The 21,276-nt window shown below is 61.5% G+C and carries 20 protein-coding genes and 1 pseudogene; 10 read left to right on the top strand and 11 right to left on the bottom strand.

The window, feature by feature from the left end; genetic code table 11:
- Nucleotides 1-147: 147 nt before the first annotated feature.
- The gene (locus ELY13_RS15080; RefSeq protein ID WP_164549814.1) at nt 148-303 is read right to left on the bottom strand and encodes a hypothetical protein; all 156 of its coding nucleotides are present in this window, start codon (nt 301-303) and stop codon (nt 148-150) included.
- Between the two features lie 350 nt (nt 304-653).
- Here ELY13_RS15080 and ELY13_RS13405 point away from each other — a divergent pair, with 350 nt between their 5' ends.
- Both ELY13_RS13405 and ELY13_RS13400 read left to right on the top strand, forming a co-directional pair.
- Entirely contained in the window at nt 654-1,073 is a 420-nt protein-coding gene (locus tag ELY13_RS13405) for a DUF2924 domain-containing protein (protein WP_241233712.1), read from the top strand.
- Nucleotides 1,070-2,737, top strand: a complete 1,668-nt coding sequence (locus ELY13_RS13400; RefSeq protein ID WP_126174423.1) for a recombinase family protein — start codon at nt 1,070-1,072, stop codon at nt 2,735-2,737. The genes ELY13_RS13405 and ELY13_RS13400 overlap by 4 nt, the downstream gene beginning before the upstream one ends.
- A gap of 50 nt (nt 2,738-2,787) precedes the next feature.
- On the opposite strand, the gene ELY13_RS13395 is transcribed toward ELY13_RS13400, so the two are convergent.
- From ELY13_RS13395 to ELY13_RS13385, 4 genes and pseudogenes are all read right to left on the bottom strand, one after another.
- Nucleotides 2,788-3,810, bottom strand: a complete 1,023-nt coding sequence (locus tag ELY13_RS13395; RefSeq protein ID WP_126174422.1) for a DUF5681 domain-containing protein — start codon at nt 3,808-3,810, stop codon at nt 2,788-2,790.
- A 660-nt stretch (nt 3,811-4,470) separates the two neighbouring features.
- Nucleotides 4,471-4,596, bottom strand: a complete 126-nt coding sequence (locus tag ELY13_RS15580) for a hypothetical protein (RefSeq protein WP_277600664.1) — start codon at nt 4,594-4,596, stop codon at nt 4,471-4,473.
- Between the two features lie 6 nt (nt 4,597-4,602).
- Nucleotides 4,603-4,880, bottom strand: a pseudogene (locus ELY13_RS15405) (DDE-type integrase/transposase/recombinase); the annotation flags it as partial.
- A gap of 128 nt (nt 4,881-5,008) precedes the next feature.
- Nucleotides 5,009-5,725, bottom strand: a complete 717-nt coding sequence (locus ELY13_RS13385; protein WP_126174421.1) for an IS6 family transposase — start codon at nt 5,723-5,725, stop codon at nt 5,009-5,011.
- Between the two features lie 19 nt (nt 5,726-5,744).
- Here ELY13_RS13385 and ELY13_RS13380 point away from each other — a divergent pair, with 19 nt between their 5' ends.
- Nucleotides 5,745-6,185: a surface-adhesin E family protein gene (locus tag ELY13_RS13380; RefSeq protein ID WP_126174420.1), complete on the top strand. Its 441-nt coding sequence runs from the start codon at nt 5,745-5,747 to the stop codon at nt 6,183-6,185.
- Between the two features lie 1,081 nt (nt 6,186-7,266).
- Here the strand turns inward: ELY13_RS13380 and ELY13_RS13375 are convergent.
- The 4 genes from ELY13_RS13375 to ELY13_RS13360 form a co-directional block, all read right to left on the bottom strand.
- Nucleotides 7,267-8,604, bottom strand: a complete 1,338-nt coding sequence (locus ELY13_RS13375) for a surface lipoprotein assembly modifier (RefSeq protein ID WP_126174419.1) — start codon at nt 8,602-8,604, stop codon at nt 7,267-7,269.
- A 15-nt stretch (nt 8,605-8,619) separates the two neighbouring features.
- Nucleotides 8,620-10,320, bottom strand: coding sequence for a transferrin-binding protein-like solute binding protein (locus tag ELY13_RS13370; protein WP_126174418.1), 1,701 nt, complete (start codon nt 10,318-10,320; stop codon nt 8,620-8,622).
- 269 nt (nt 10,321-10,589) lie between these two features.
- On the bottom strand, nt 10,590-11,258 hold the full coding sequence (locus ELY13_RS13365; protein ID WP_126174417.1) for a hypothetical protein: 669 nt from the start codon (nt 11,256-11,258) through the stop codon (nt 10,590-10,592).
- A 265-nt stretch (nt 11,259-11,523) separates the two neighbouring features.
- Complete coding sequence (locus tag ELY13_RS13360) at nt 11,524-12,312, bottom strand: YciC family protein (protein ID WP_126174416.1); 789 nt, start codon at nt 12,310-12,312, stop codon at nt 11,524-11,526.
- A 184-nt stretch (nt 12,313-12,496) separates the two neighbouring features.
- On the opposite strand from ELY13_RS13360, the gene ELY13_RS13355 reads away from it, so the two are divergent.
- Genes ELY13_RS13355 through ELY13_RS13330 form a run of 6 tightly spaced genes read left to right on the top strand, consistent with a single transcriptional unit; the run spans nt 12,497 to nt 18,443 of the window.
- Entirely contained in the window at nt 12,497-13,132 is a 636-nt protein-coding gene (locus ELY13_RS13355; RefSeq protein WP_241233711.1) for a DUF4129 domain-containing protein, read from the top strand.
- Nucleotides 13,129-14,343: a hypothetical protein gene (locus ELY13_RS13350; protein WP_206436071.1), complete on the top strand. Its 1,215-nt coding sequence runs from the start codon at nt 13,129-13,131 to the stop codon at nt 14,341-14,343. Before ELY13_RS13355 ends, ELY13_RS13350 begins: the two co-directional genes overlap by 4 nt.
- Nucleotides 14,340-15,296, top strand: coding sequence for an AAA family ATPase (locus tag ELY13_RS13345; RefSeq protein ID WP_126174414.1), 957 nt, complete (start codon nt 14,340-14,342; stop codon nt 15,294-15,296). The genes ELY13_RS13350 and ELY13_RS13345 overlap by 4 nt, the downstream gene beginning before the upstream one ends.
- On the top strand, nt 15,293-16,603 hold the full coding sequence (locus ELY13_RS13340) for a DUF58 domain-containing protein (protein WP_126174413.1): 1,311 nt from the start codon (nt 15,293-15,295) through the stop codon (nt 16,601-16,603). The genes ELY13_RS13345 and ELY13_RS13340 overlap by 4 nt, the downstream gene beginning before the upstream one ends.
- Nucleotides 16,600-17,613 carry a stage II sporulation protein M gene (locus tag ELY13_RS13335; protein WP_241233710.1) on the top strand — a complete coding sequence of 338 codons (1,014 nt, stop codon included), beginning with the start codon at nt 16,600-16,602 and terminating at the stop codon, nt 17,611-17,613. The genes ELY13_RS13340 and ELY13_RS13335 overlap by 4 nt, the downstream gene beginning before the upstream one ends.
- Before the next feature lie 2 nt (nt 17,614-17,615).
- Nucleotides 17,616-18,443: an RDD family protein gene (locus ELY13_RS13330; RefSeq protein WP_126174425.1), complete on the top strand. Its 828-nt coding sequence runs from the start codon at nt 17,616-17,618 to the stop codon at nt 18,441-18,443.
- Between the two features lie 128 nt (nt 18,444-18,571).
- Here the strand turns inward: ELY13_RS13330 and ELY13_RS13325 are convergent, their stop codons facing one another.
- A complete protein-coding gene (locus tag ELY13_RS13325; protein ID WP_126174412.1) occupies nt 18,572-18,778 on the bottom strand; it encodes a hypothetical protein in 207 nt (68 codons plus the stop codon).
- A gap of 139 nt (nt 18,779-18,917) precedes the next feature.
- On the opposite strand from ELY13_RS13325, the gene ELY13_RS13320 reads away from it, so the two are divergent.
- A complete protein-coding gene (locus ELY13_RS13320; protein ID WP_126174411.1) occupies nt 18,918-19,301 on the top strand; it encodes a hypothetical protein in 384 nt (127 codons plus the stop codon).
- Between the two features lie 872 nt (nt 19,302-20,173).
- On the opposite strand, the gene ELY13_RS13315 is transcribed toward ELY13_RS13320, so the two are convergent.
- A complete protein-coding gene (locus ELY13_RS13315) occupies nt 20,174-20,992 on the bottom strand; it encodes an alpha/beta hydrolase family protein (protein WP_126174410.1) in 819 nt (272 codons plus the stop codon).
- Nucleotides 20,993-21,276 lie beyond the last annotated feature (284 nt).

Here is a 21,276-nt window from a genome sequence, read left to right as displayed (position 1 = left end):
AGGTTGTCGGAATACCGACATCGCGGATCGGCAAGTGATACCAGGCAATGTACTCGTCGATGACAGCCTCGCCCAGACGAGCGACGCCAAGGCTGGCAAGTTCATGATCCTCAACCAGGGTTACGACCGCTGCGGCTTTCCAGTCCTTCACCGCTTGCTGTCGAGCTCGAGATTGCGGTCCCATGCGCCGGTAGCAGCACTGGCCTGCTTCTTGCCCGGGCAGAAGGTCAGGCCGACCTTGCCGACGTCTTCGAAGGGCTGAACTTCCGCAATCTCAAGCGGGTGAGTAAGGCTGGTGCGCATAAGTGATCCTTTCGAACGAATGTGTCTCGTGCGGCCATTGATCCATAGCCTGGCGCCTCGTTCAGCTCTTATCTCGCGCACGCGGTCTTCTTCTTGCAAGCTGTCTCCCAAAGGTGACGGGCCGCGGCAGTCAGGCTTCTTTGTATAGGGAAGCGAGACGATCGGCGTTGGCCCGCTTTCTTGCCTCGCACCTCTCCTTTGCGCTCGACTACGCAGGCAAACGCGGCATGTCTGTGGTCCAGATTGGCGTGGACACTCCCCACGCTGGCCCTGTGCACCAGCTGCCCGGGGCTGAAGATGGTGAAGGCAGCAGCACAAGGGCTGCTTGCCTCAAGAGGAGACCACCACCCTTGAAGCCCAACCTCGACCTCGATGCCGAACTGGCCGCGCTTCCCACATGCTCGCGAGCCGAACTGCGCCAGCGCTGGACCTCTCTTACCGGCAAGCCTGCCCCAAAGGTCAGCGCTGCCCTCATGCGTATGGCGCTTGGAGCTGAGCTTCAGACGCATGTCTACGGCGGGCTCTCCTCGCGCACCGAACAGCGGCTCACGAAGGCAGCAGGCATGAGCGAGGCAGGAGCCACGCCCCCCAGGCAGCGCCTGATGCGCGAGTGGAAAGGGGTGCTGCACACCGTCACGATCGAGGCCGACGAGACAATCCGCTGGCAGGGCAAGCGCTGGCGGTCCTTGAGCGAAGTTGCCCGCGCAATCACCGGGACCCGCTGGTCGGGACCGGCTTTCTTCGGGCTCAAGCAGAAGAAAGCCGCATGACCCCGGTTCGCTGCGCAATCTACACCCGCAAGTCGAGCGATGAAGGCCTGGAACAAGGGTTCAACTCACTTCACGCCCAGCGCGATGCGTGTGCGGCATACATCCTCAGCCAGGCTTCGGAAGGCTGGCAGCTTGTGCCTGAGCACTACGACGATGGCGGGATCTCCGGCGGCACGCTGGAGCGCCCGGCCCTGCAGACGCTGCTGGCCGATGTCGCAGCCGACAAGATCGACATCATCGTTGTCTACAAGGTCGACCGGCTTACCCGTTCGCTGCTCGATTTTGCCAGGCTCGTCGAGATGCTCGACAAGGCCGGCGTAAGCTTCGTCTCGATCACGCAGGCGTTCAACACCACGACCAGCATGGGGCGCTTGACGCTCAACATGCTCCTCTCATTTGCGCAGTTCGAGCGGGAGGTCACGGCCGAGCGGATCCGCGACAAGCTGGCGGCTTCCAAGGCCAAGGGCATGTGGATGGGCGGTGTTCCCCCGCTTGGCTACAAGCCCGATGGGCGCAGCCTTGCTATCGTAGAGGAACATGCCGCCCTCGTTCGTCAGATCTACGCGCGCTACGCCAGGCTCGGCAATGTCCGCCTGGTCGAGGAGCAGCTGATCGAGGTGGGGATTACCGTGCCGCAGCGCATCACTGGCACGGGCCGGAATTTGGGCGGCGGGTTCTTCTCCCGCGGGCAGCTCTACGCCATCCTCAAGAACCCGATCTACGTCGGCGACATTGCCCACCACGAGACCATCCATCCCGGCAATCATCCCGCCATCATTGGCCGGGAAGAGTGGGACAAAGTACAGCGCCAGCTCGCTTCGCACACCAAAGGCAAGCGGGAGCAGCGCGCACCGGCGAACAGTCCACTGGCTTGTCTGATTGTTGATCAAGCCGGCGAGCCGCTCGTCGCGACCCACACGAGAAAGGGCAAGCAGCGCTACCGCTACTACGTCAGCAAGGCCCTGCATCATGGGACAGGCGACGGATCAGGAACCGGCATTCGCCTCCCCGCCAAAGAGGTCGAGCAAGTGGTCGCGCAGGAACTGGCCGCGCTGTTCGATGATCCCGTTCAGCTGGCTGAGCTTGCCGGGCTTGATCTGCAGCCGGCGGCACTCATCCCGCTCGTCGCCCGCTGCAAGGAGGTCGGGCCAAAGCTGCAGTCGAGCAGCAGCGGTCTTCTTCAACGCCTGCTGGCAAAGGTGCAAGTCCATGCCGCCTCGCTCGAGCTGGTCGTCTCAGCCGCAGCGATCAGTGGGCTCGTCAGTATTCCCCTTGCACAAGGCGCACCTGAGCACTTCACGCTGACCACCAACGTACGCCTGACCCGCACCGGGCGCGCCGTTCGCCTGGTCCAGAACAACGGCGCCCTGGCGAGCACCACGACTGGAGGCGATCCAGCACTGCTGCGCCTGCTCGTGAAAGCCCGCGCCTGGTGGGATATTCTGGCGGAAGGCAAGCTCGACACCACCTCGCTTGCAAAACAGGAAGGCGTCACTCGCTCCTACATCACGCGGGTGGTGCGGCTTGCCTTCCTTGCGCCATCCGTGGTCGAGGGAATCCTGACTGGGCGCACCAAAGCCGGGATCGATGCCCAGGCGCTCCTCAGGGCCGATGCCTTCGGGTGGGATTGGGAAGAGCAGGAGAAGGCGCTGCTGGTCTCCTGAGGTCACCAGATGGGATGGATGAGCTCTCCATTCCGTCCGGCTGCTCTCTGTTAGCGCCGCACCGTCCACCATTCCGGCCAGCAAACTGTCTTCGCCTTGCTGGTCGAGCGGAATACCACTTCCTGTTCCTTGACCGTCAGCTCGCGCCCCAGTCGTTCAAGGGCTTCCAGAACGATCCACGGCTCTACCAGCAGCTTCTTCACCGTGCGCCCGTTCGCAACTCCAAGCTTTTGCAGGAAGTCACCGAACGGATCGCTCGCAATGCTGACCTGCTCGCCGCGGACGATCTCGACATCGACATGCTCCGAGCGCAACCAGCGAGCGTAGTGCTCGGCGGTGTAGGCGCGGTTCAGAATAGCTGCGAGCTTGTCATCGCCCTTGATCGCCCGAAGGTTCATCTGATGGATCAGCGCTTCCAGCCGCGTCAGCTTGCAGTCTACACCGTTGACGCGGAGCGTGCCCTTCTCGTTGAGAAAGCCCTCGAACGGCAGCTCAAGCTTTTCCTTGGGCGGGCGCCCCTTGGGATTGCCGCTCTCACCCTTTTGGAATCGGGTTTCTTCCGCCGAGCGCTTGGGCTTGGGCTCGACCTCAGGCTGATCATGGAGCGGGTAGAGCGGGGACCTTGGACCACCCAGAGGCTGCGCATAAGGAGATGACCAGTCCACCTTCCGGGCAGCGTGCTTGGACAGCCGCTCCCCCGCTCGCTCGAAGGCCCAGGGAGCAAGTCCGACTCGCTCGACTGTTCCGCCCCTGCACCTCCAGGCAATCCCGAGGATCTGCAGGGCTTCTTCTGCATTGACCAACCGCCGAGGACGTCGCTCCTTGCCCAGCAGCGGGCCGCGGCCCTGCTGCTTTTCCCGTTCGCGCTCGTTGATCCGCACGATCTTCAACATCTCGGCGAAGGCTTTCGGATCGCCTTCAAGAGCCCGCTTGAACTGCTGTCGCCACAGTAGCTCGGCTCCCGATACGCGCCGGGCGGACTTCCCCTCCCCGAACGAAAACAGCGGATCCAGTCCAACGTCGAGGCTACTGGGCTCCTGCCGCTTCCACGGACCACGTCGTTTTCTCGCCATGATGCTTTCCTTACAAGCCGATTGTGAATCACAGCAAAGTGCCCCGCAGCGCCCATCCCTTGGTGGCCAGCTCAGAGTCGTGTCACGACCTGACCGCCTCAAAGGAAAAGGATGCGATCTTTCTCGAAGCTGGCACGGAGAGGTCAAAGGACCTGCCGGTCACCTGATCGGCTCGATGTCGAAAGGAAGCAGTGGGCGCCTGCAGGCACACTCACGAGCAGACCGCCTGTTCACACAAAAAGAAGGCCTGATCACAGAAAAGCGGGGCCTGTTTACAGGAAAATTGACCCTGCTTTCATTTCGCCTATTCTCGCAGGATCGGCAGAAGTCTGCCCGTTCGAGAGCCCTGCAACCGTGATGTAAACCAAAATCTGCGCACCCGGTAAAGGTCACATCGTCCGACGCGAAATGGCAGGAGATGTACGCTGCAGGACGGCGAGGATTCTCCGGGCGCCAACAGGGGCTGAAATCCGCACCCCAATTCTCTCTCCAGAGATACCGGCACACGCACAGAACGGCCGAAATCCGCCAGGATCTGAGCCGCATTCTCCGGTGTGAGGGGGATCACCAAGACTAGGTGGCGGCGGTGTCAGTCTAATTCGAACCGCTCTCCGTTCGGAGCAGTTGTCCCTCGAGCGGTTTCACCTCAACCATCAGCCTCTACCACTCGGCCAGAGCGGCCGCGCGGCGCTGCTTGTAAGTTTGCCTGTCGACGAGATGGCGTTCGGAGTTGAACTGGTTGGCGAAAGAGGCGTGGACTGAAGCGAACTTCTGGAGCGACTTCATCTGTCTGAACCGGAGCATCGCTCGCTCTCGTCTTCGGAATGGCAGGTGCGAGTTCTCGACCCGGTTGTTCGCCCAGCGGCCGGTCTCCTGCTTTTGCTCGCATCGAGTTCGACCATGGCTGCCTTGTAGGAGCGCAGCCCGTCGGTCGTAACCGCTTCCACCTTGCCGTGACGCTTCAGCGTCTTGCGCATGAACCGCAGGGCAGCCGCTTTATCCCTGGTTTTCGTGACGTAGCTTTCGAGGACCTCGCCCTCGTGATCAACGGCGCGCCAGAGGTACACCATCTCGCCATTCACCCGAACGTACATCTCGTCGAGGTGCCACTTCCAATGACGAAAGCCGCGCATGGGTGCTGTCAGTCGGATGCGAACTGCTCTCTGTTTGGCAAAGTGCGCCCAACCCGCGGCAAGCCTCACGCCATGAGATTTTGCCACTGGGCCAACGCGGCCGAGCGGCGGGTCTTGTAAGTTTGTCTGTCGACGAGGTGGCGTTCGGAGTTGAAGTGGTTGGCGAAAGAGGCGTGGACGGAAGCAAACTTCTGAAGTGACTTCATCTGTCTGAACCTGAGCATCGCTCGTTCTCGTCGTCGGAAGGGGAGGTGTGAGTTCTCGGCCCGGTTATTCGCCCCGCGGCCTGTCTCCTGCTTCTGCTCGCATCCCAGTTGTGTGAGGGCCGCTTTGTACGAGCGAAGACCATCGGTGACGATCGCCTCAGGCGAGCCGTGGCGCTTCAGCGTCTTGCGCATGAACCGCAGGGCAGCCGCTTTGTCCCTGGTTTTCGTAACGTAGCTTTCCAGGACTTCGCCCTCGTGGTCGACGGCGCGCCACAAGTAGACCATCTCGCTATTCACGCGGACGTACATCTCGTCCAAATGCCACTTCCAATGACGAAAGCCCCGCATCCGGGAGATGCGCTGCCGGCGGATGTCGGCCGCGAACATCGGGCCAAACCTGTTCCACCAATGCCGGACCGTCTCGTGACAGACATCGATCCCGCGCTCAGACAGCAGGTCTTCCACGTTCCGCAAGCTGAGCGGAAAACGAATGTACATCATCACCACGAGGCGGATTACCTCGGGTGAGGAATGGAAATACCGGAACGGACTGGCTGGTTTGCGAGGGCGAGGCATGCCCCTGCCCTACCCCGCCTTGGGACCGATCACCATCTGGTCCATTTCGTCTGACAGTGCCCCCAAGGATAACCCAGCCAGCGATACCGCCGAAGCAATTCCGGCGTCTCAGCCGGTCCGCCCCACAGGGCTGGTTCACTCCACCACTACCGAGGATGGCACGCTCTGGACGCTTGAGGCGGAGAACGTAAGTGGGCCGCCTTCAGCAAGATTGGTTTGGGTGGTAAAGGATTCTAGGAAGAACCAGGAAGTCTCTGCGCGAGAGCAAAACATGCTTTATTTGGTAGATTGTGAGACAACCGCCTATCAAACCTTGAGCGCAGTGGATTACGATGCCGAGGGAAATGTCCTTGCAAGATACGACTGGCCTGCTGATGAAGCGGTTGTAACGTATCCACCACCCGGCTCAATTATCGATGGATTAGTGGAAGCTGCCTGTCTGCCTTTGCTCGATCCTTAAGATCGCACGACACCCAGCAGTAGCGATTCCTAGCGTTTCGCCTATTGGGGACCCTTGATGGGAACGGGCCGCCGGTTTCAGGGAAATGTCGATCAAAACAACGGCCGCTGGCGGAGCGGGAGGGGTTCCACCCACCCGCCTCAACCTATTGCTCTTACACTCTTTCAATCTGGAGACGGCGTTCCGCTCCCACGTCCCCTCCCGCGTTTGAAAGAGATAGGAATGGAGGCTCACGCGAGCAACTTAGCTCAATCTATAGGCCGGGTCAGACAATCACCCAGCCGAACAGAGCAGTGCTGGTCGTGACAGCTACGATGAACGAAAGTACGTTACTGGTAATGTGGCGCATGGACGGTTCCTTGCCTCGGCCCCGCTTTGCGGCGCCCCCTTGGCTTCTCGGCACCAAGTGGTCGGTCACCATCTATGCTGCACGTGCGAAAAGCGCACCTTGAGTTGCAAGCCTTGCAACTGAGGCCAGGGTCGGGGCGAGCACCCTCGAAACTTGAGTCAAAAGGTGCTGTCAGTCTAAGGCCTGTGGGGATTTGGGATTCCCATTTCGGTGGGGATGTGACTCACGCTCCGGATGGAGTGCTTTGTACTGACCGACGCATGTCTTCGAATTCCAGCGCGAGTTCGTCGTTCCCATAGCCAGCGGCTTGGCCGCCGCCAGTGAGCGGCTCGAAGCTCCGATCCAGATAGCGGATTTGCTCCTCTGCCGAGGCCGCGAGGTTCGCGGTAGCGTATCTGAGTTGCTGGTAACGACTTGGCACATGTCGAGGTTAGCGGACGCATAGGTGTCCGCAATGGCTCGCTGTCACTCCTTGGGAGGAATGTCGCGAACGGGTGGTAAGCGGACATTCCCGCGAACAGATGAATGACGGCGATTGGGCCGTTTGCGGAATGGCCGGTCAAGGCACGATAGGAGTGATAGCTGACCACCCGAACGGGAGGCCTAGATAGTTCGCTACCAGTGAAGGCGCTCGATACGCGAACCTGGCTGCGAAGAACTCGACGATCGCTATGTTCCGGTTGGTGTCCGGCCGAATTCTCGGACGAGCCGTCAATCCCGACTTGCATCTGCTTAAAACGCACGCGCTATGCCAAACTCGCTGGTGAAGCGTCGGTAGTCGTAAAGCGCAACGCTCGACGCATTGTGCTCATAGCCAACCCGCGCGTAGGGGGCGAAGCCGCGAACGGACATGGCCCGAAAGGTGCCCCCGGCCCGCACGCTAGCAAACCATTCCCGCCGGCGGTCGCCGAACAGCACCAAGGCGGCATCCCCTTCGGTCCGCTGGAGCGCGGCCGCGGCAAACAACGTGGTGCGCCCGGCCTCGCGCCAGCCCAGCAGACGAACACCTCCCGAAGCAGTCGCATAGCCAGGATCGCGTGCGGTCTGGCGCGTGGCCGTCAGCGTCGCGCTGATGCCGCTGCGGGCCGAGAGGGCCCGCTCGACACCCGCACTTACGGAATAAAGCGCGCCGTCCTGCAGGTCATTGAGCTGGTAGTCGGTCGTAGCTGCGCTCACCGAACCGTTCAGCTGCGCCCGTCGACCTAGTGCGTGAATCCATTCCAGCGTGGCGACGTCGGTGTGCATGTAGGACCGCTTGCCGTACCTGCGCCAGCCGTGTCCAATCGAGGGGCTGAATCGGTCGTGCTTTCCTTGCACCTCCAGACCGACCAGAGCCGTCGTCGTGATGTCGTTGAATTCGCTCTTGCTATAAAAAGTGGCGAGGCTGTTGATCCGGGGCACAACACTGATGCCTGCACCGACTGGGATCTTCCAGTACCCCTCACCCGACAGGCGCACCCCAAGCCCTGACTGGGCCCGCGCATCGCTGGAGAGCGTCAACGGAGCAATAACGGTATTGATCGTACGAACCTCCGTCGCCCGGTTTATGTTGGTATCGGGCGCGAGTGCAAATTCCAGCCGCAGTCCGGCGCGCTTGTGCGACCGCAGCGCCGCGTCAAACTGACCCACAGCGCGGGCCACCTGTTCCGGCACCCCGGTAGCCTGTACCTGCCGCAACTCCCGCCGGGCTCCGCTCTCGTCTCCCATCAGCGCCAGAACCCTTGCCATTTCCAACCGCACGCGGGCGGCATCCGGCTTTTCGTCGAGCAGCGCGCGAAAGGTCGTTGCCGCCTCGCGATAGCGCGTGAGGGCGGCGAGCAGCATGCCCTTTCGGAACCGGGCTTCGGCGCGCACGTCGGCATTGCGATCCTGCGTCAGAGCATCATAGAGCCGGATCGCCTCCTCATTCTGCCCCGCGCTCTGGGCGCGCTCGGCGACGGCGAAGACCTCGATCGCGGAGAGCTCACGCGAGCGCACCGGAGCACCAAGCGGCAGCGCCGGAGTTGCGGCCGCCTGAGTAGCGGCCGCTAGTGTTAACGGGGCGGCCGCAGCCGCAATACTGACAAGCACGTCAGATCGCCGCGACTAATTCCGCGTGGCGGCAAAGACGCCATTGATGTTGGTTCCGGCTGCGGCGGCGCCTTCCGGTACATTGAACACAAAGGTCCCGGCCAGTTCCTGCCCGCTTGGGCCGAAGAACTGACCGTAGATCGCGCTGCCCAATGCGCCGCCTGCGCTGAAATCGCCCGTCAATGTACTGGAGCGGTTGTTCAAAGTGCCCGAAAAGGCCGTGGAACCGAAATCCGCCGCGGCATCGGTGGTGGTGTCGCGACCAGTCAGCGCTAGCGCGCCCGTGAAGGTGTCCGAACCGAAGTCGACCGCAAGCCTCGACGTACCGCTGACATCATACCGCTCGCCGGCACTACCAGTGCCCCTGGCATAGGCAACTCCTTCGTAGCTGGCCGATCCGGTGCGGCTCGCGAGGGCACTGTTCGGAGTCGCAAAGCCATAGATGAACCAGTGGCTTGCCGGACCGTTGTAGCTGGCCGGCAGCGAACCCTGCCATTGCCCGAAACTCGCGTACGTGAGCGCCAGTTCCGAATTGGAAGAACCTGTCTTGTACAGCTCCAGCGTGACGTCCTGCGTGCCGTAGTAATCATTGGGGAACGTCTTCTGATAGGTGGTAAAATTGGGCCTTCCGTCCACCTTATCGGCGATCGTGAACTGTCCGCCCGATTCGGCCGACGAGTAGCCCGAGTAGAGGAACGTTTCGCTATTCTGCCATGTCAGAATTCCTCCCGCATATTGTGACATCCGCGTGTAGAAGGTCTGTTCCTGGGTCATGTTCGCGAAGGACAGGTTGGCCGGCGTGAGAGTGCTGTCCCGTTGACCCACGATTGAGCCGGTCACGGACATACCATCCGCATTCTGGCCGCTGAACGTCGCGCCCAGCTCCTGTCCCGAGGGACCGTAAAGGCTGCCGGTCAGGTCGGTAGCGACCTCGCCGTCCCAGCCCCCATAGATGGCGGTACCGCTCAGTCCCGCACCGTCCGACGAAAGCTGGCCGACCGTGGTCAGTTCGATCCCGCCGCCCGAAGTGTTGCCTTCTCCGACCAGGCTGTATTCGGTCAGATAACTGTGGCCGCGGAACACGCCCAGCGCAAAGTCGATGTCGATCTGACCTGCACCCTGAAACGACTTCGGCTCCTCGCCGGGCGCGGTGACGGCGCCGAAGGCTTCCGTGGCGAAGGCGGCGGAGCCGGTGCGCGGGGTCGCTGTTGCGTTGGTCGGCAGACCGTAGGTGAAGCTGGTCAGGTCAGTGTTCTGAGTCGAGCCGTTCACGCTGTTGTGCTGCAGCAGGCCCCCTCGAACATATTTGGTGACGAGACCAGCGGCGTAGCCCTTGGAGGTCAATGTCAGGTAGGCATTGTCCTTGGCATACTTCGTGTCATAATCATCCGAAGAAATCTGGTCTGCCGGAAGAAACGTTTGGGAGTAGCCGTCGGTCGAAATGGTATAGCCATTCGTCTGCGCATCGTATGCGATGTTCAGTTTGGCGGATTTGGCGCTGCTGCTGATTCCCGTCTTGGTCGTCAGGTCCCAGGAAGCGCCGATCGCGGCGGCATCATTCTGGAAGCTCTGGCTGTACTGGAGGTCTGTAAGCGTTGCATTGGTGGTGGGTGTTGGACTGGATGGCGGTGCCGGCGTACTGGCAACCGAATCGCCTCCACAACTCGACAGCAAGCTGACCATCGCGGTACAAGCCAGCAATTCCTGGAAACGCATCAATCCCCCCACAGACAACTTGGCATCTTTAGGCCACAGGCATTTCCTGAAGCAACAAACAGTTGGCGTCAATTACGGGACCCACCTGAAAATCGGCATAATTCGTGCCGACATTTAGCAGGAAGCTGAACAAACGACCGGTTTCGGGTTGGCCACTCGTTGCCCTGAACCGCAAAAATCAGGGCGCAAAGCTGCCCTCAATCGAATATCCGCAATGGGTCGCTGTCAGACCATCGCGATCAATGTCGCAAGTGGGTGGGAAGCAGACGTCAGGTGAAAGAGCAGTTGTAGAAGCTGTCCAGCATGTGCCGACAGGACACAATGTCACCGTAGAATAGTTTTGTGATCCGCTCCGGTGCCGCAAACTCGCCAGTCTCTGAATCAAAGCCGTCTGCCAACATGACCTCTCCAGTCGGATCGTAAATCAAGCCGGACCAGTTATCGAGGAAGCCACCTGGCATGGGAAAGGCCACTCGACGTGGCGGACCCGCATCGAGCAAGAACATGATCCCTTCGTGCTCCTGATGCTCTCCCACGCTGGCGTCGAACCGCCCTTCCTCTGTGAGTCGGACGACCTCTCGATAGCTTGCGTGATTGCTGAGGAAGAAAGCCCAATCGAAGGCCCAAGCAACTGCCCACGTGGTCGGAAGCGCCAATGCGAGGGCCAACCCGAATGCTCCGACCGGTGCTGCTCCTGCGCAGAGGGCCTTTCTAGGTTCGCGCCGTCGAACCCAAGCAGCCTTCAGGCCCAACAGCAGTAAGATCAGCCAGCTTACGACCAAGACAAATGCGGCGAGAAAGGCGAACGGAACTCCGGCAAATCCGCCGAACCACAGCACAGTCGAGATAGCGACAAAGAAGGCTAAAGCGGCGACAAACCAGTAAATTAACTGGCGGTATGGGGTCTCCCACTCTGCAACATGAACCCGAAGCCACATAGGCCCACATTGTCGCCTTAGGCGAAGGTCCTCAATGGGTCGATTTCAGACCTCGTGCGAATGTCGCGAAAGGGTGGTTTTCAGACCTTGGGCAAGGAAGGAGCGGGTCTCCGGAATGCCGTGGGTCGAAGGCCGGCCTAAGCTTTCGGCAGACCCGAAAAAGCCGAAAGCAGCATCGGGTCAACTGGCCGATTGCGGCGGAAGGAGGCACAAATTCGAGTCCACCCGCAGAGATGGGCCGCCGTCAGTAGGCGCCCGCTCACCTTCAGGCAAAAACATGCTCGAGTTGCCCGTGCTGCGCGCCCTCTTTCGCCTCGCGCAATTCGACGAAGAGCGAAGCCTGTACGGTGCCCCAGACTAAATTCGTGAGCGTACTTAGGGCTGCAGTGTAGATGAAGAAGCTGAGCGGCAAGGTATCGCCCTGCATCATTGCGAGGCCGGTGATTGCCTCTGCGTCGACGGCCGTAAGAACGGCCAAAAGAAGATAATAGAGCACCACCAGGATCAGGCTGATCCCGAAGACGCGCCACCGAAAGCCCTTGGTCAGCTGGCGGCTGCGCCCGAGCGAGCCCAGGATCCCAGAGCGTTCCTCCACGACTGCGGGTGTAGCGACCGCCCAAATGCAGTAGAGAATGACCCCCGGCACGATCAGGAAGACCATTCCGATCCCCACGGCAATCCCGATCAGGAGCGCCAGTATCATTAGTTGCGGGAGCACGGCCATGCCGGCGCGCAGGCATTCGCCCAGGCTTGCCTCCTGGCCGTGCGCGTACATCACCGTGACCCGGGTTAGGGCCGCTTGCGTCAGCATGATGATCGCAAGACTCACGATCCAGCCGAGGGCTCCCATGGCCAAAAAGATGCCGGTCTCCTCCTCCGCCACAAACATCGTGCGCGTGATAAAGAAAGAGGCCGCGGTACTCGGGATTGCTCCGATGATGAAGGCGACTGTCAGCGTAACGAGCGGATTGGCGCTAACAGTCGAGAATGCCCTGCTGAATACCCGGCCAATCAAAACCTGACCGTCCCTCACCTCTGCTGCAGACGTAGCCATGACCGATCCCTCCCCCCTAAAGTAAAACAAACTGACGCGCACCTTCGTTACTGTCCAGCCCAATTTGGTTGCGAAGGGCTGCGGTTCGGCTAAGCTCGGCTGGACGGGGGAGGGCAACGTTTCATCGGTGGCGGCCAAGGGTGGGGATGAGGCTGATCGGTTCGCGGCTGCGCATGGAGCGGTCGTGCGAGATAGCGCGATCCAGTTCGACTTGGTTCCGCCGGACGAGCTGCCCCAGATCCCAGGCTGGCTCAGGACGCTTTCCGAATGGATCGAGTGGGCTTTTTCGCCGATCAGCCGCTTCTTTGGGTGGTTAGACAACGTGCTGCCCGATGCGCCGCTCGCCCGCATGATCCTGATCGCACTGCTGGTGGCACTGGCGGCAGCGCTGCTCTGGACCATCGTCAAGCGCTTGCGCGAGGGCCGGTGGCCGTGGCCCAGGCGCCGCTTCGCCTTGGGCGCGGAAGTGCCCGAAGGAGAGCATTCCCCAGTCGTCGAGGCAGCATCCGCCCGCTCCTGGCTCGGGGAGGCCGATTTGCTGGCCGCGGAAGGGCGGTACGAAGAGGCAGTTCACCACTTGCTGCTCCGATCTGCCGAGGACATCGCCCGACGCCACCCGGCGCTTGCCCGGCCGGCGGTCACCAGCCGCGAGCTTGCCGCGGCGGAATGCCTGCCGCCGGCTGCGCGGCACCTGTTCGGTAACATTGCGCGCTTGGTCGAGCGCAGCCTTTTCGGCGGAAGGCCGGTGAGCCAGGCCGAATGGCAGGGGGCGCGGAGCAATTACGCCGAATTCATCTTGCCGCGGGCGTGGCGCACATGAGCGAGGTTGCGATGGGGGTGACTGCCCCGCCGGAGGATAGCTTCAAACGCCGCACGGTCCTGTTGATCACCGCCGTGGGTGTGCTGGCCTTTCTCGTGATGCTCGTGCTGGGCGCATATGCACCCGATCTGCGGTCAGGGGATGACGGGGGTTCTCACGCGCTGTCGAACTCGGCAACGGGCTTCCGCGCGATCGTTGAACTCGCCGAGCTGACCGGCCGTAACCCGCAGGTCCTGCGCTCGGGCGACTTGCTCAGGGACTACAGCCTGCTGGTCGTGACTCCCGGATCCGGCACGGACGACCTCGGCCCGATTTTGGAGCGTCGGGGCCCCTATGCGACGCTGGTCGTGCTTCCGAAATGGGCTGCGGTCGACGATCCCGAAGAGCCAAGCTGGGTTCGCATTCAGGGGCTCACGCCCGATTTCCAACCGGAGGGCGTGCTCGCACCGGCTCACGAGCTGCAGGTCACCCGGGTCCGAACCGCAAGCGAGCCACTGGTCGCCCCTGGCTATGCCCCAAAAGCAATGCAGTTCAATGCGCCGGAGTTGCTGCAGACGGTTTCCGGGGAGGGGCTGACACCGGTCCTCACCGACCAAGCAGGACGGATCGTGTTGGCCGAAATCGATGGTACGCCGCTTTACGTATTGGCTGATCCTGACCTGCTCAACAACCATGGCATGCGATCCGCAACGCAAGCTCGCGCAGCACTGGCGATGCTCGACTTTCTCAACGAGACTGGTGCCGAGGCCATCCTTTTCGACGTTACCATCAATGGCCTCGGTGCATCGCGCAGCCCGCTCAAGCTGGCGTTGTCACCGCCCTTCGTGGCAGTGACCGCCGCAATCGCGCTGGCAATGGCTCTGGCCGGAATTCAGGCGCTCCATCGTTTCGGCGCGCCGCGGCCGCCGCGCCGCGCACTCCCCTATGGGAAGGCCGCCCTGCTCGATAACACGGCCGCACTAGTCAAACGAGCAGGCCGCGAGGGGCACCTTGGCAGCCACTTTGCCGCCGCCGTGCGTGGCCAGGCCGCCACCTTGCTGCGCCTGCCTTCCGGGCTGACGCCTGCCGAGGTCGCTGCCCGGCTCGACCGCCTGCCGACGACGAGGCGGTTCACCGAACTTGCGAAGCAGGCTTCCGCCGCCCGCCAACGTGAAGAAATGGTCCAGGCCTCCCGGGCGCTGCACCGCTGGCTTGAGGAGATAAGACCATGAGACTGGAGGAAGTCCAATCCCTGGGCTCTGCGATCAGGGAAGAAGTGGCCAAGGTCGTCGTGGGGCACGCCGGGACGGTCGATCTGATGCTGGTCGCCCTGCTTTCGGGTGGGCACATGCTGCTCGAAGGGCCACCCGGAACCGCCAAGACCCTCCTCGCCAATGCTTTCGCCCATTCACTGGGCCTCCAGTTCGGCCGGATCCAGTTCACGCCCGACCTGATGCCAGGCGACATCATCGGCGCAAACCTGTTCGACTTCAGGACCTCGAGCTTCACACTCACGCGCGGGCCGATCTTCACCGAGCTTCTCTTGGCCGACGAAATCAACCGCACTCCTCCCAAGACCCAAGCTGCACTGCTTGAGGCGATGCAGGAGCGCCGGGTGACAGTCGATGGCGAGAGCCTCAAGCTCAGTGACCGCTTCATGGTCGTAGCGACGCAGAACCCGATCGAACAGCAGGGCGTCTACCCCCTTCCGGAGGCGCAGCTCGACCGTTTCCTCTTCAAGGAGAAAGTCGGTTATCCTAGCGCCGAGGAGGAACGACGGATCATCGCAACGCATGGCGGCCGGCACAATGCGATGGAGCCCGGGAGCTGGGGCATCGAAGCGAGAGCCGATCCCGCCACTATAGGCGCAGCCATGAATGCTGTCGCTGGGATCAGGCTGGCCGACGAGGTGATCGATTACATTGCCGCGCTTATCCGCGGAACGCGCGAGATCGCGGATCTGGAGAGCGGCGCATCGCCCCGTGCCGGATCCATGCTTGCGACCGCCGCAAGAGCACGCGCCGCGCTCGACGGGCGCGACTTCGTCATCCCGGACGACGTCAAGATCCTCGCCCCGCCGCTGCTCCGTCATCGCCTGATCCTCTCGCCGGCGGCGGAGATCAACGGGCGTCGGACCGAAGACGTGGTCAGCGGGATCATCGAAGGCATCGAGGTTCCCCGTTGATCTACCCGACCCGCAAGGCGGTGCTGGCGGCCGCTGCGGGCGCGCCCGTTGCGCTTGTGGTTACCGCCGTGCTGCCGGCGCGATGGGAACTGGGGTTCGCCATGCCGCTGACCGTGCTGCTCCTCTGCATGATCGACGCGATCCAGGCACCCCGAAATATCACCGGCCGGATCAGCCTGCCGGAGCGCGCCTATGTCGGCGAAGTCCGGGAGGCCACCCTTGTCGTCGAGAGTAGCGTCGGTAGGCCGCCCAGCGCAGTCGAGGCGGCACTCAGCCCCTCTCCCCTGGTTACAGCAGACAACGATGGACGGCTGCTCATCAGGCTCGAAGACGGGCGCGGCGCCGCCGGACTGCCGCTGACGATGGCGCGGCGCGGATTGGCGTATTTCGACCGGTTATGGCTGCGCTGGAAAAGTCCGCTTGGCCTGGTGTGGCGGCAGACGGTGCATGACATGGACAAAAGCATTGCCATACTCCCGGACGCGCGCCTCGCTCATAGCAAGGGGGCGGCCATCTTCCAGCGTCATGCCCTGCAGGGCCTCGTCGCGCAGCTGGAGCGGGGCGATGGTTCGGATTTCGATGCGCTTGTTGAGTTCCAGCATGGCATGGACCGGCGCACGATCGACTGGAAGCAGTCGGCGCGGCACGTGAAGCTGCATGCCCGCCGCTACCGGAGCGAGCGGAACAATCAGGTAATCTTCGCGATCGATAGCGGCCGACAGATGTCGGAGCCAGTCGGCGGTCTGCCGAGGGTCGACCGGGCAGTTTCGGCCATGCTGCTGACGGCTTGGGTGGCACTGAAGACGGGTGATCGAGTGGCGCTCTACAGCTTCGATTCCCGCCCGCGCATCGCCAGCGGCACCGTGTCCGGCACAGCCGCTTTTCGTCAACTGGAAGATATCGCCGCGGGGATCGACTATAGCGGGCACGAGACCAACTACGCGTTCGCGCTCACCACGCTGGCGAAGCGTCTCACCCGGCGCTCGATGATTGTCCTGTTTACGGAGTTCACCGACAGCATCTCGGCCGATTTCCTCGTCCGCGCGGCGCGCCTTGCAGTCGAGACGCATCTGCTGCTGGTCATAGTGCTGCGTGATGAGGAACTGGAGAGCGCAGCCGCGCGCGAACCGCAATCCCCTGAGGATGTGACGCGCACGGTCACGGCCGCGGCCCTGCTAAAGCAGCGGCGGACCGTCCTCGGACGGCTGCAGCACCTCGGCGTCCACGTCATCGAGAGCGAATACGACTGCGTCGGCGAGCGATTGGTCGAAGGCTATATCGACCTAAAGCGGAGAAACCTGCTGTGAGCGCCGCAGCTCGGCAATTACCCGGCGGACCCCTGATCAACGCTGATCGGTTCCGCAGCATACACCAGGCGGAATGGGAGCGGCTCGATGCGCTGATCACCCGCATGGAGAAGCGCTCGGTCCGCGCACTCGGTGACGAGGATTTGCTGGCCCTGCCGGGGCTCTACCGCACAACGCTTTCCTCCCTATCGGTAGCGAGGGATACCTCACTCGACCGGTCGCTGATCATTTATCTCGAACAGCTCTGCACCCGTGCGTATTTTCAGATCTACGGCGTCCAAGCCCCCGTACGGCGGCAACTCGCTTCCTTCTTCGCGCACGCCTGGCCAACGGCGGTTCGCGGCCTGTGGCGCGAAACGCTCGTCAGCGCCGTGCTCATGCTTCTAGCCGCGACTGCGGCCTTTCTCCTGGTCCGTTCCGCCCCGGAGTGGTTCTACGCCATCATTGCGGGCGATCTGGCCAGCGGACGCGATCCTTCCGCCTCGCAGGAACACCTCCGTGCGACCTTGTACGACAGCGGGGACGGCATGCTCGTCACTTTCGCCACGTACCTATTCACGCACAACAGCCAAGTGGCGATCTTCGCCTTCGCGCTGGGCTTTGCCTTTGCGGTCCCGACAGTCCTGCTGATCCTCTATAACGGGCTCTCTCTCGGCGCGATGTTCGCCGTGTTCCAGACCCAAGGCCTCGGTATTAACTTTACCGCCTGGCTGATGATCCACGGGACCACTGAGCTGTTCGCCGTCGCTGTCGCGGGAGCGGCGGGTATTCGGATCGGTATGGCAGTCGCCTTCCCGGGGCGCGTGATGCGGATGGAGTCGGCCGTCCTCGCAGGCCGCCAGGCGGGAACCGCGATGGCCGGCGTGGTGCTGATGCTTCTGGTCGCCGGTATACTGGAGGGAATCGGACGGCAGACCGTGACCGGAGACGTTGCGCGGTTCATCATAGGCACCGCCATGCTGACGGGCTGGATCATCTACTTCTATCTTTGGGGAGGCCGAAGGGCTTGAGCATGCTCGCCCCACGCAGCCTGAAGCGCGGCTTTGTAACGCCGGAAGGCGTCGACCTTAAGCTGGAGCTTGGCTCGGCAGCAGCACGTGCTGCGGCCTTCCTGATCGATGCGCTTATCCTGATGGCGCTACTGATCGCCGCAACTCTGGCCCTGATCTATCTCGGGAGCGGCCCGGATGTCGCTCTGACCCTCTGGCTCGTCGGCTTCTTCTTCCTGCGTGTCGGCTGGTTCGTCGTTTTTGAGATGGGCTCGCGGGGGGGCACACCCGGCAAGCGCCTGCTCGGCCTGCGCGTCGTGGCCCGCGACGGAGCACGATTGACGGCGGCGGCGGTGATTGCGCGAAATGCTATGCGCGAAATTGAAGTCTTCCTGCCCCTGTCGTTCCTCGGCACAGAGGCGGCAGAAGGCACGGCCGACCGGTTTCTGATCCTGTTCGCGCTCATCTGGAGCGGCACCTTCCTGTTCTTTCCGCTGTTCAACCGCGATCGCCTGCGCGTCGGGGACTTGGTCGCCGGCACATGGGTCGTCCAGACACGGGAAGCCAGGCTTGTTCCGGAGGTGCTCGACTCCGCTGTTGCGGGACGGCGGCAGTTTTCTGATGAGGCGCTTTCCCTCTACGGCATCTACGAACTGCACACGCTGGAAGACGTCCTGCGTGGCGGGCGCGCCGATAGTATGGCCACGGTCGCGTGTGCGATCCGCGCCAAGGCTGGCATCGCTGACGACGGCGACGATCCCGGCTTTCTGGCCGACTATTACGCGGCTTTGCGCACGCGGCTGGAGGCTGGGCTCTTGACCGGACAGCGCCGCGCCGACAAGTTTTCCTGAGCGGTCCTCCAGGCGCGCAGGGACTTTCGTTCGCCGGTGGCCGAAACGAAAGAAAGTCATTCTGCCCCTCCACCGCCCTCGCATGAACGTCCGCAACGGATGGGGAAGCGGGCGTTGCGCCGATCTGCTTACCAGCCCCCGCCGATGAACTCGACTACCAACCCCGACACAGCCCCAAGTGCCGCTGCCCCCACGGTAATGGCCATTCCGACGATGCCCTTCCGGCGGTCATCACGCGAGGGCGAATTCCAATGTTTGACGGTGTAGAACCACGCTGCGACCATGATGCACCACGCGGCGATGAAGACGGCCATCATTGCTCCGAGTAGGGTCATGCTCGTGAGTGTAAGCAGGCTTTAAATGTCCGCAACGGGTCGCGTTCAGACCGTTCAGCCGAATGTCGCAAACGGGTGGCAAGCGGCCATTCCCGCTTCCAGAATGTCCCTCCTGCCAGCACACTGCTAGATAAGCGGCATGATCCAATACACACCTTTTGATTGCGGCGTGACGTGGGACAGCTATCTCGCGGACCTTCGCTCTTTCGACTGGCACGCCAACGTAGCTGAATGGGATTTTCCCGATGAGAAGCGCGTCCTGAGGGTTCGGTTTTTCGGCTCCGTAATCGTTCGGATCTTGGACGATTTCGCGTTAAGCACTGAGACTGACCCTGCCGAGTGGAAAGGACTGGTTCGCGATCACTTCGCCTATCTGGTTGAAGGTGATGCATTCCATGCGGCTCAATCAGAGGGCTGGAAATCTGTCGAGGGCCCGACGCAGCACTATAGGTTCCTCACCGGCAACGCTTGCATGGATGTAGTTTGTTCAAGGCCGCCGACTTTCGAGACGGTGGAAGTCTGATGTTCGCAATGGGTGGGAAGCGGACGTTGCCAAGATCGCGCATTCAGTCATAATGATCCGTCATGATCGGCATATTCACCGCGAACGTGTTAACATGCTGGAGTCAGGCTTAATGCTCGGCGGAGTGGGTGGGGAGGAGCATTGAAGCGACCCTTCGTCCTAGTGGGGCGTGGTTTGCACCCGCTTTTGATCGTGATGGTGCTCTCGGCGTGTACGCCTGAAGAGCCAACCTGCCGAGATATGCTCCATGGGTACGAGCCTGGACAAAACACGATAGAACTTATTGCTCTCGTCCGGAGAGAGGATAACCTCGCATCTCCGCCGCTACTATTTAGACCTGGATGCATATTTCACCCTTTGAAGAACGTTCATTCTTCACGCGCAACGAACCGAGAGATGCGAAGGGAGATTGCAGCACATCCTTTAGAAGGACGTGAAGGCTTCGGAGCATTTCAGGCCAAATTTTACATACATGTTGTCGGTAGAGGAGAAGCAGCAGAGGCGTTCTTGATCGGTTATCACGACACTAAAAGGCTAAGTAAGCTGCCTTACTAGATGTTTGATGACCAAAACATGGTAGGCTGGCGCATTCTTCCGTTCCATTAGTATCTCGAAACCCGCTTTTGTCAGGCCAACGCCAAGAGCAAGCTGACATGGGGTTTGCCACATCCAGTCCTTTACGGAATCTTGCAAACCCGCTGCGCCGAGTAGTCTGCCACTAATGATGGCTGAACCGTTTCAGACCTTCGCATGAACGTCGCCAAAGGGTCGAAGACGGACATTTGCGGACATCGTGCCGGCTGAATGCGGAGCCTTTTCTTCAGGGCACAAGGAGCCCCGTGGAAGGGAGAGGATGGCCCGTGTGCCGAGTCTCAGAGACTGCCGGGGCGGTCCAGCGCCTCGACACCGAATTGCGTTCGAAGAAAGGAAAGCAGCTCACTTCCTGCCCCCTCCGGTTCGGCTAGGAAGTAGGTGTCCTGCCGTTCTTTCTTGAAAGCGGGCAGTTCAATGAACTGAGTCTCGATCCCGGCTTTCTTCAGCGCTTCAGCCATCTCTTTCGTTTGGGGCCGTGCATCCCGATCGTCCTCTTGCGCCATCATCAGGAACGCAGGGGCGTTCGGCGGATCGAGATGTACTACAGGCGACAGGCGGCGCTGGTCGGCTGGGCTTCTCCCGAATGTGCGGCGATATTGCGACTTCAGAAAATCGCTTTCCTCAGCGCGGCGGGGGATGTCAAAACCGGTGCCGTTTATGCCGACAATGCCTTGCAGGCTTCCGAAAGGTACGCCCGCGTTTTCCAGGAACCGCGGATCGGTGCCGAGTAGCGCCGCAAAGTGCGCACCATCACCCGTCCCCATCAGCACGATGCGATCGGGATCGATGTCCAGCTCGGACGCCTTTTCCCGAAGGAAGGCAATCGCAGAGGCATAGTACTCAGCGACCTCCGAAGCCTTTGGTGAGCTTTCGCCAAAGGGAACAACGGCGACCGAGTATCCTTCTTCGTTCAGACGATGCTGGATCCACATCGGGTCCGACCCCCAGCCCTTCCAGACGTTTCCGGTGACAGCTACCACTAGCGGTGCCGGACGATCCGCCTCCGTCGCGTAGAAGTTGATCTTCTGCCAGTTTTTCCTGCCGTGTTCGAGACGTTCGGGGGATGCAATCGGCGGCTTCAGGATGGGATCGGGCAACAAGCGATGTGATGTATACGGTCCAACAAACTGGCCCAATGCCGGCGCCCACGAGACAGCCAAAAGCAGGCCAAAGATCAGTGCGCGATGTCGCATGTTGAAGCCCCTCTGAGCGTGCTCCCTTACCGCTCAGTGGAAAGTACGCGTAAACTCATGAGAACGGCAAGAGCGCCTGGATACGGTTGATGTGCTCTCGCCCTAATGTCTTGTGTGGATGGCTCCCGCGTTGCAAGGGTTGATTTGATGTTTGACATTGGTCGGGTGCAGTCTTGTGTTCGGCCTGT

The organism is Altericroceibacterium xinjiangense (assembly GCF_003958635.1).
Taxonomy (GTDB): Bacteria; Pseudomonadota; Alphaproteobacteria; order Sphingomonadales; family Sphingomonadaceae; genus Altericroceibacterium_A; species Altericroceibacterium_A xinjiangense.
This window is presented reverse-complemented; position numbering and strand designations above follow the sequence as displayed.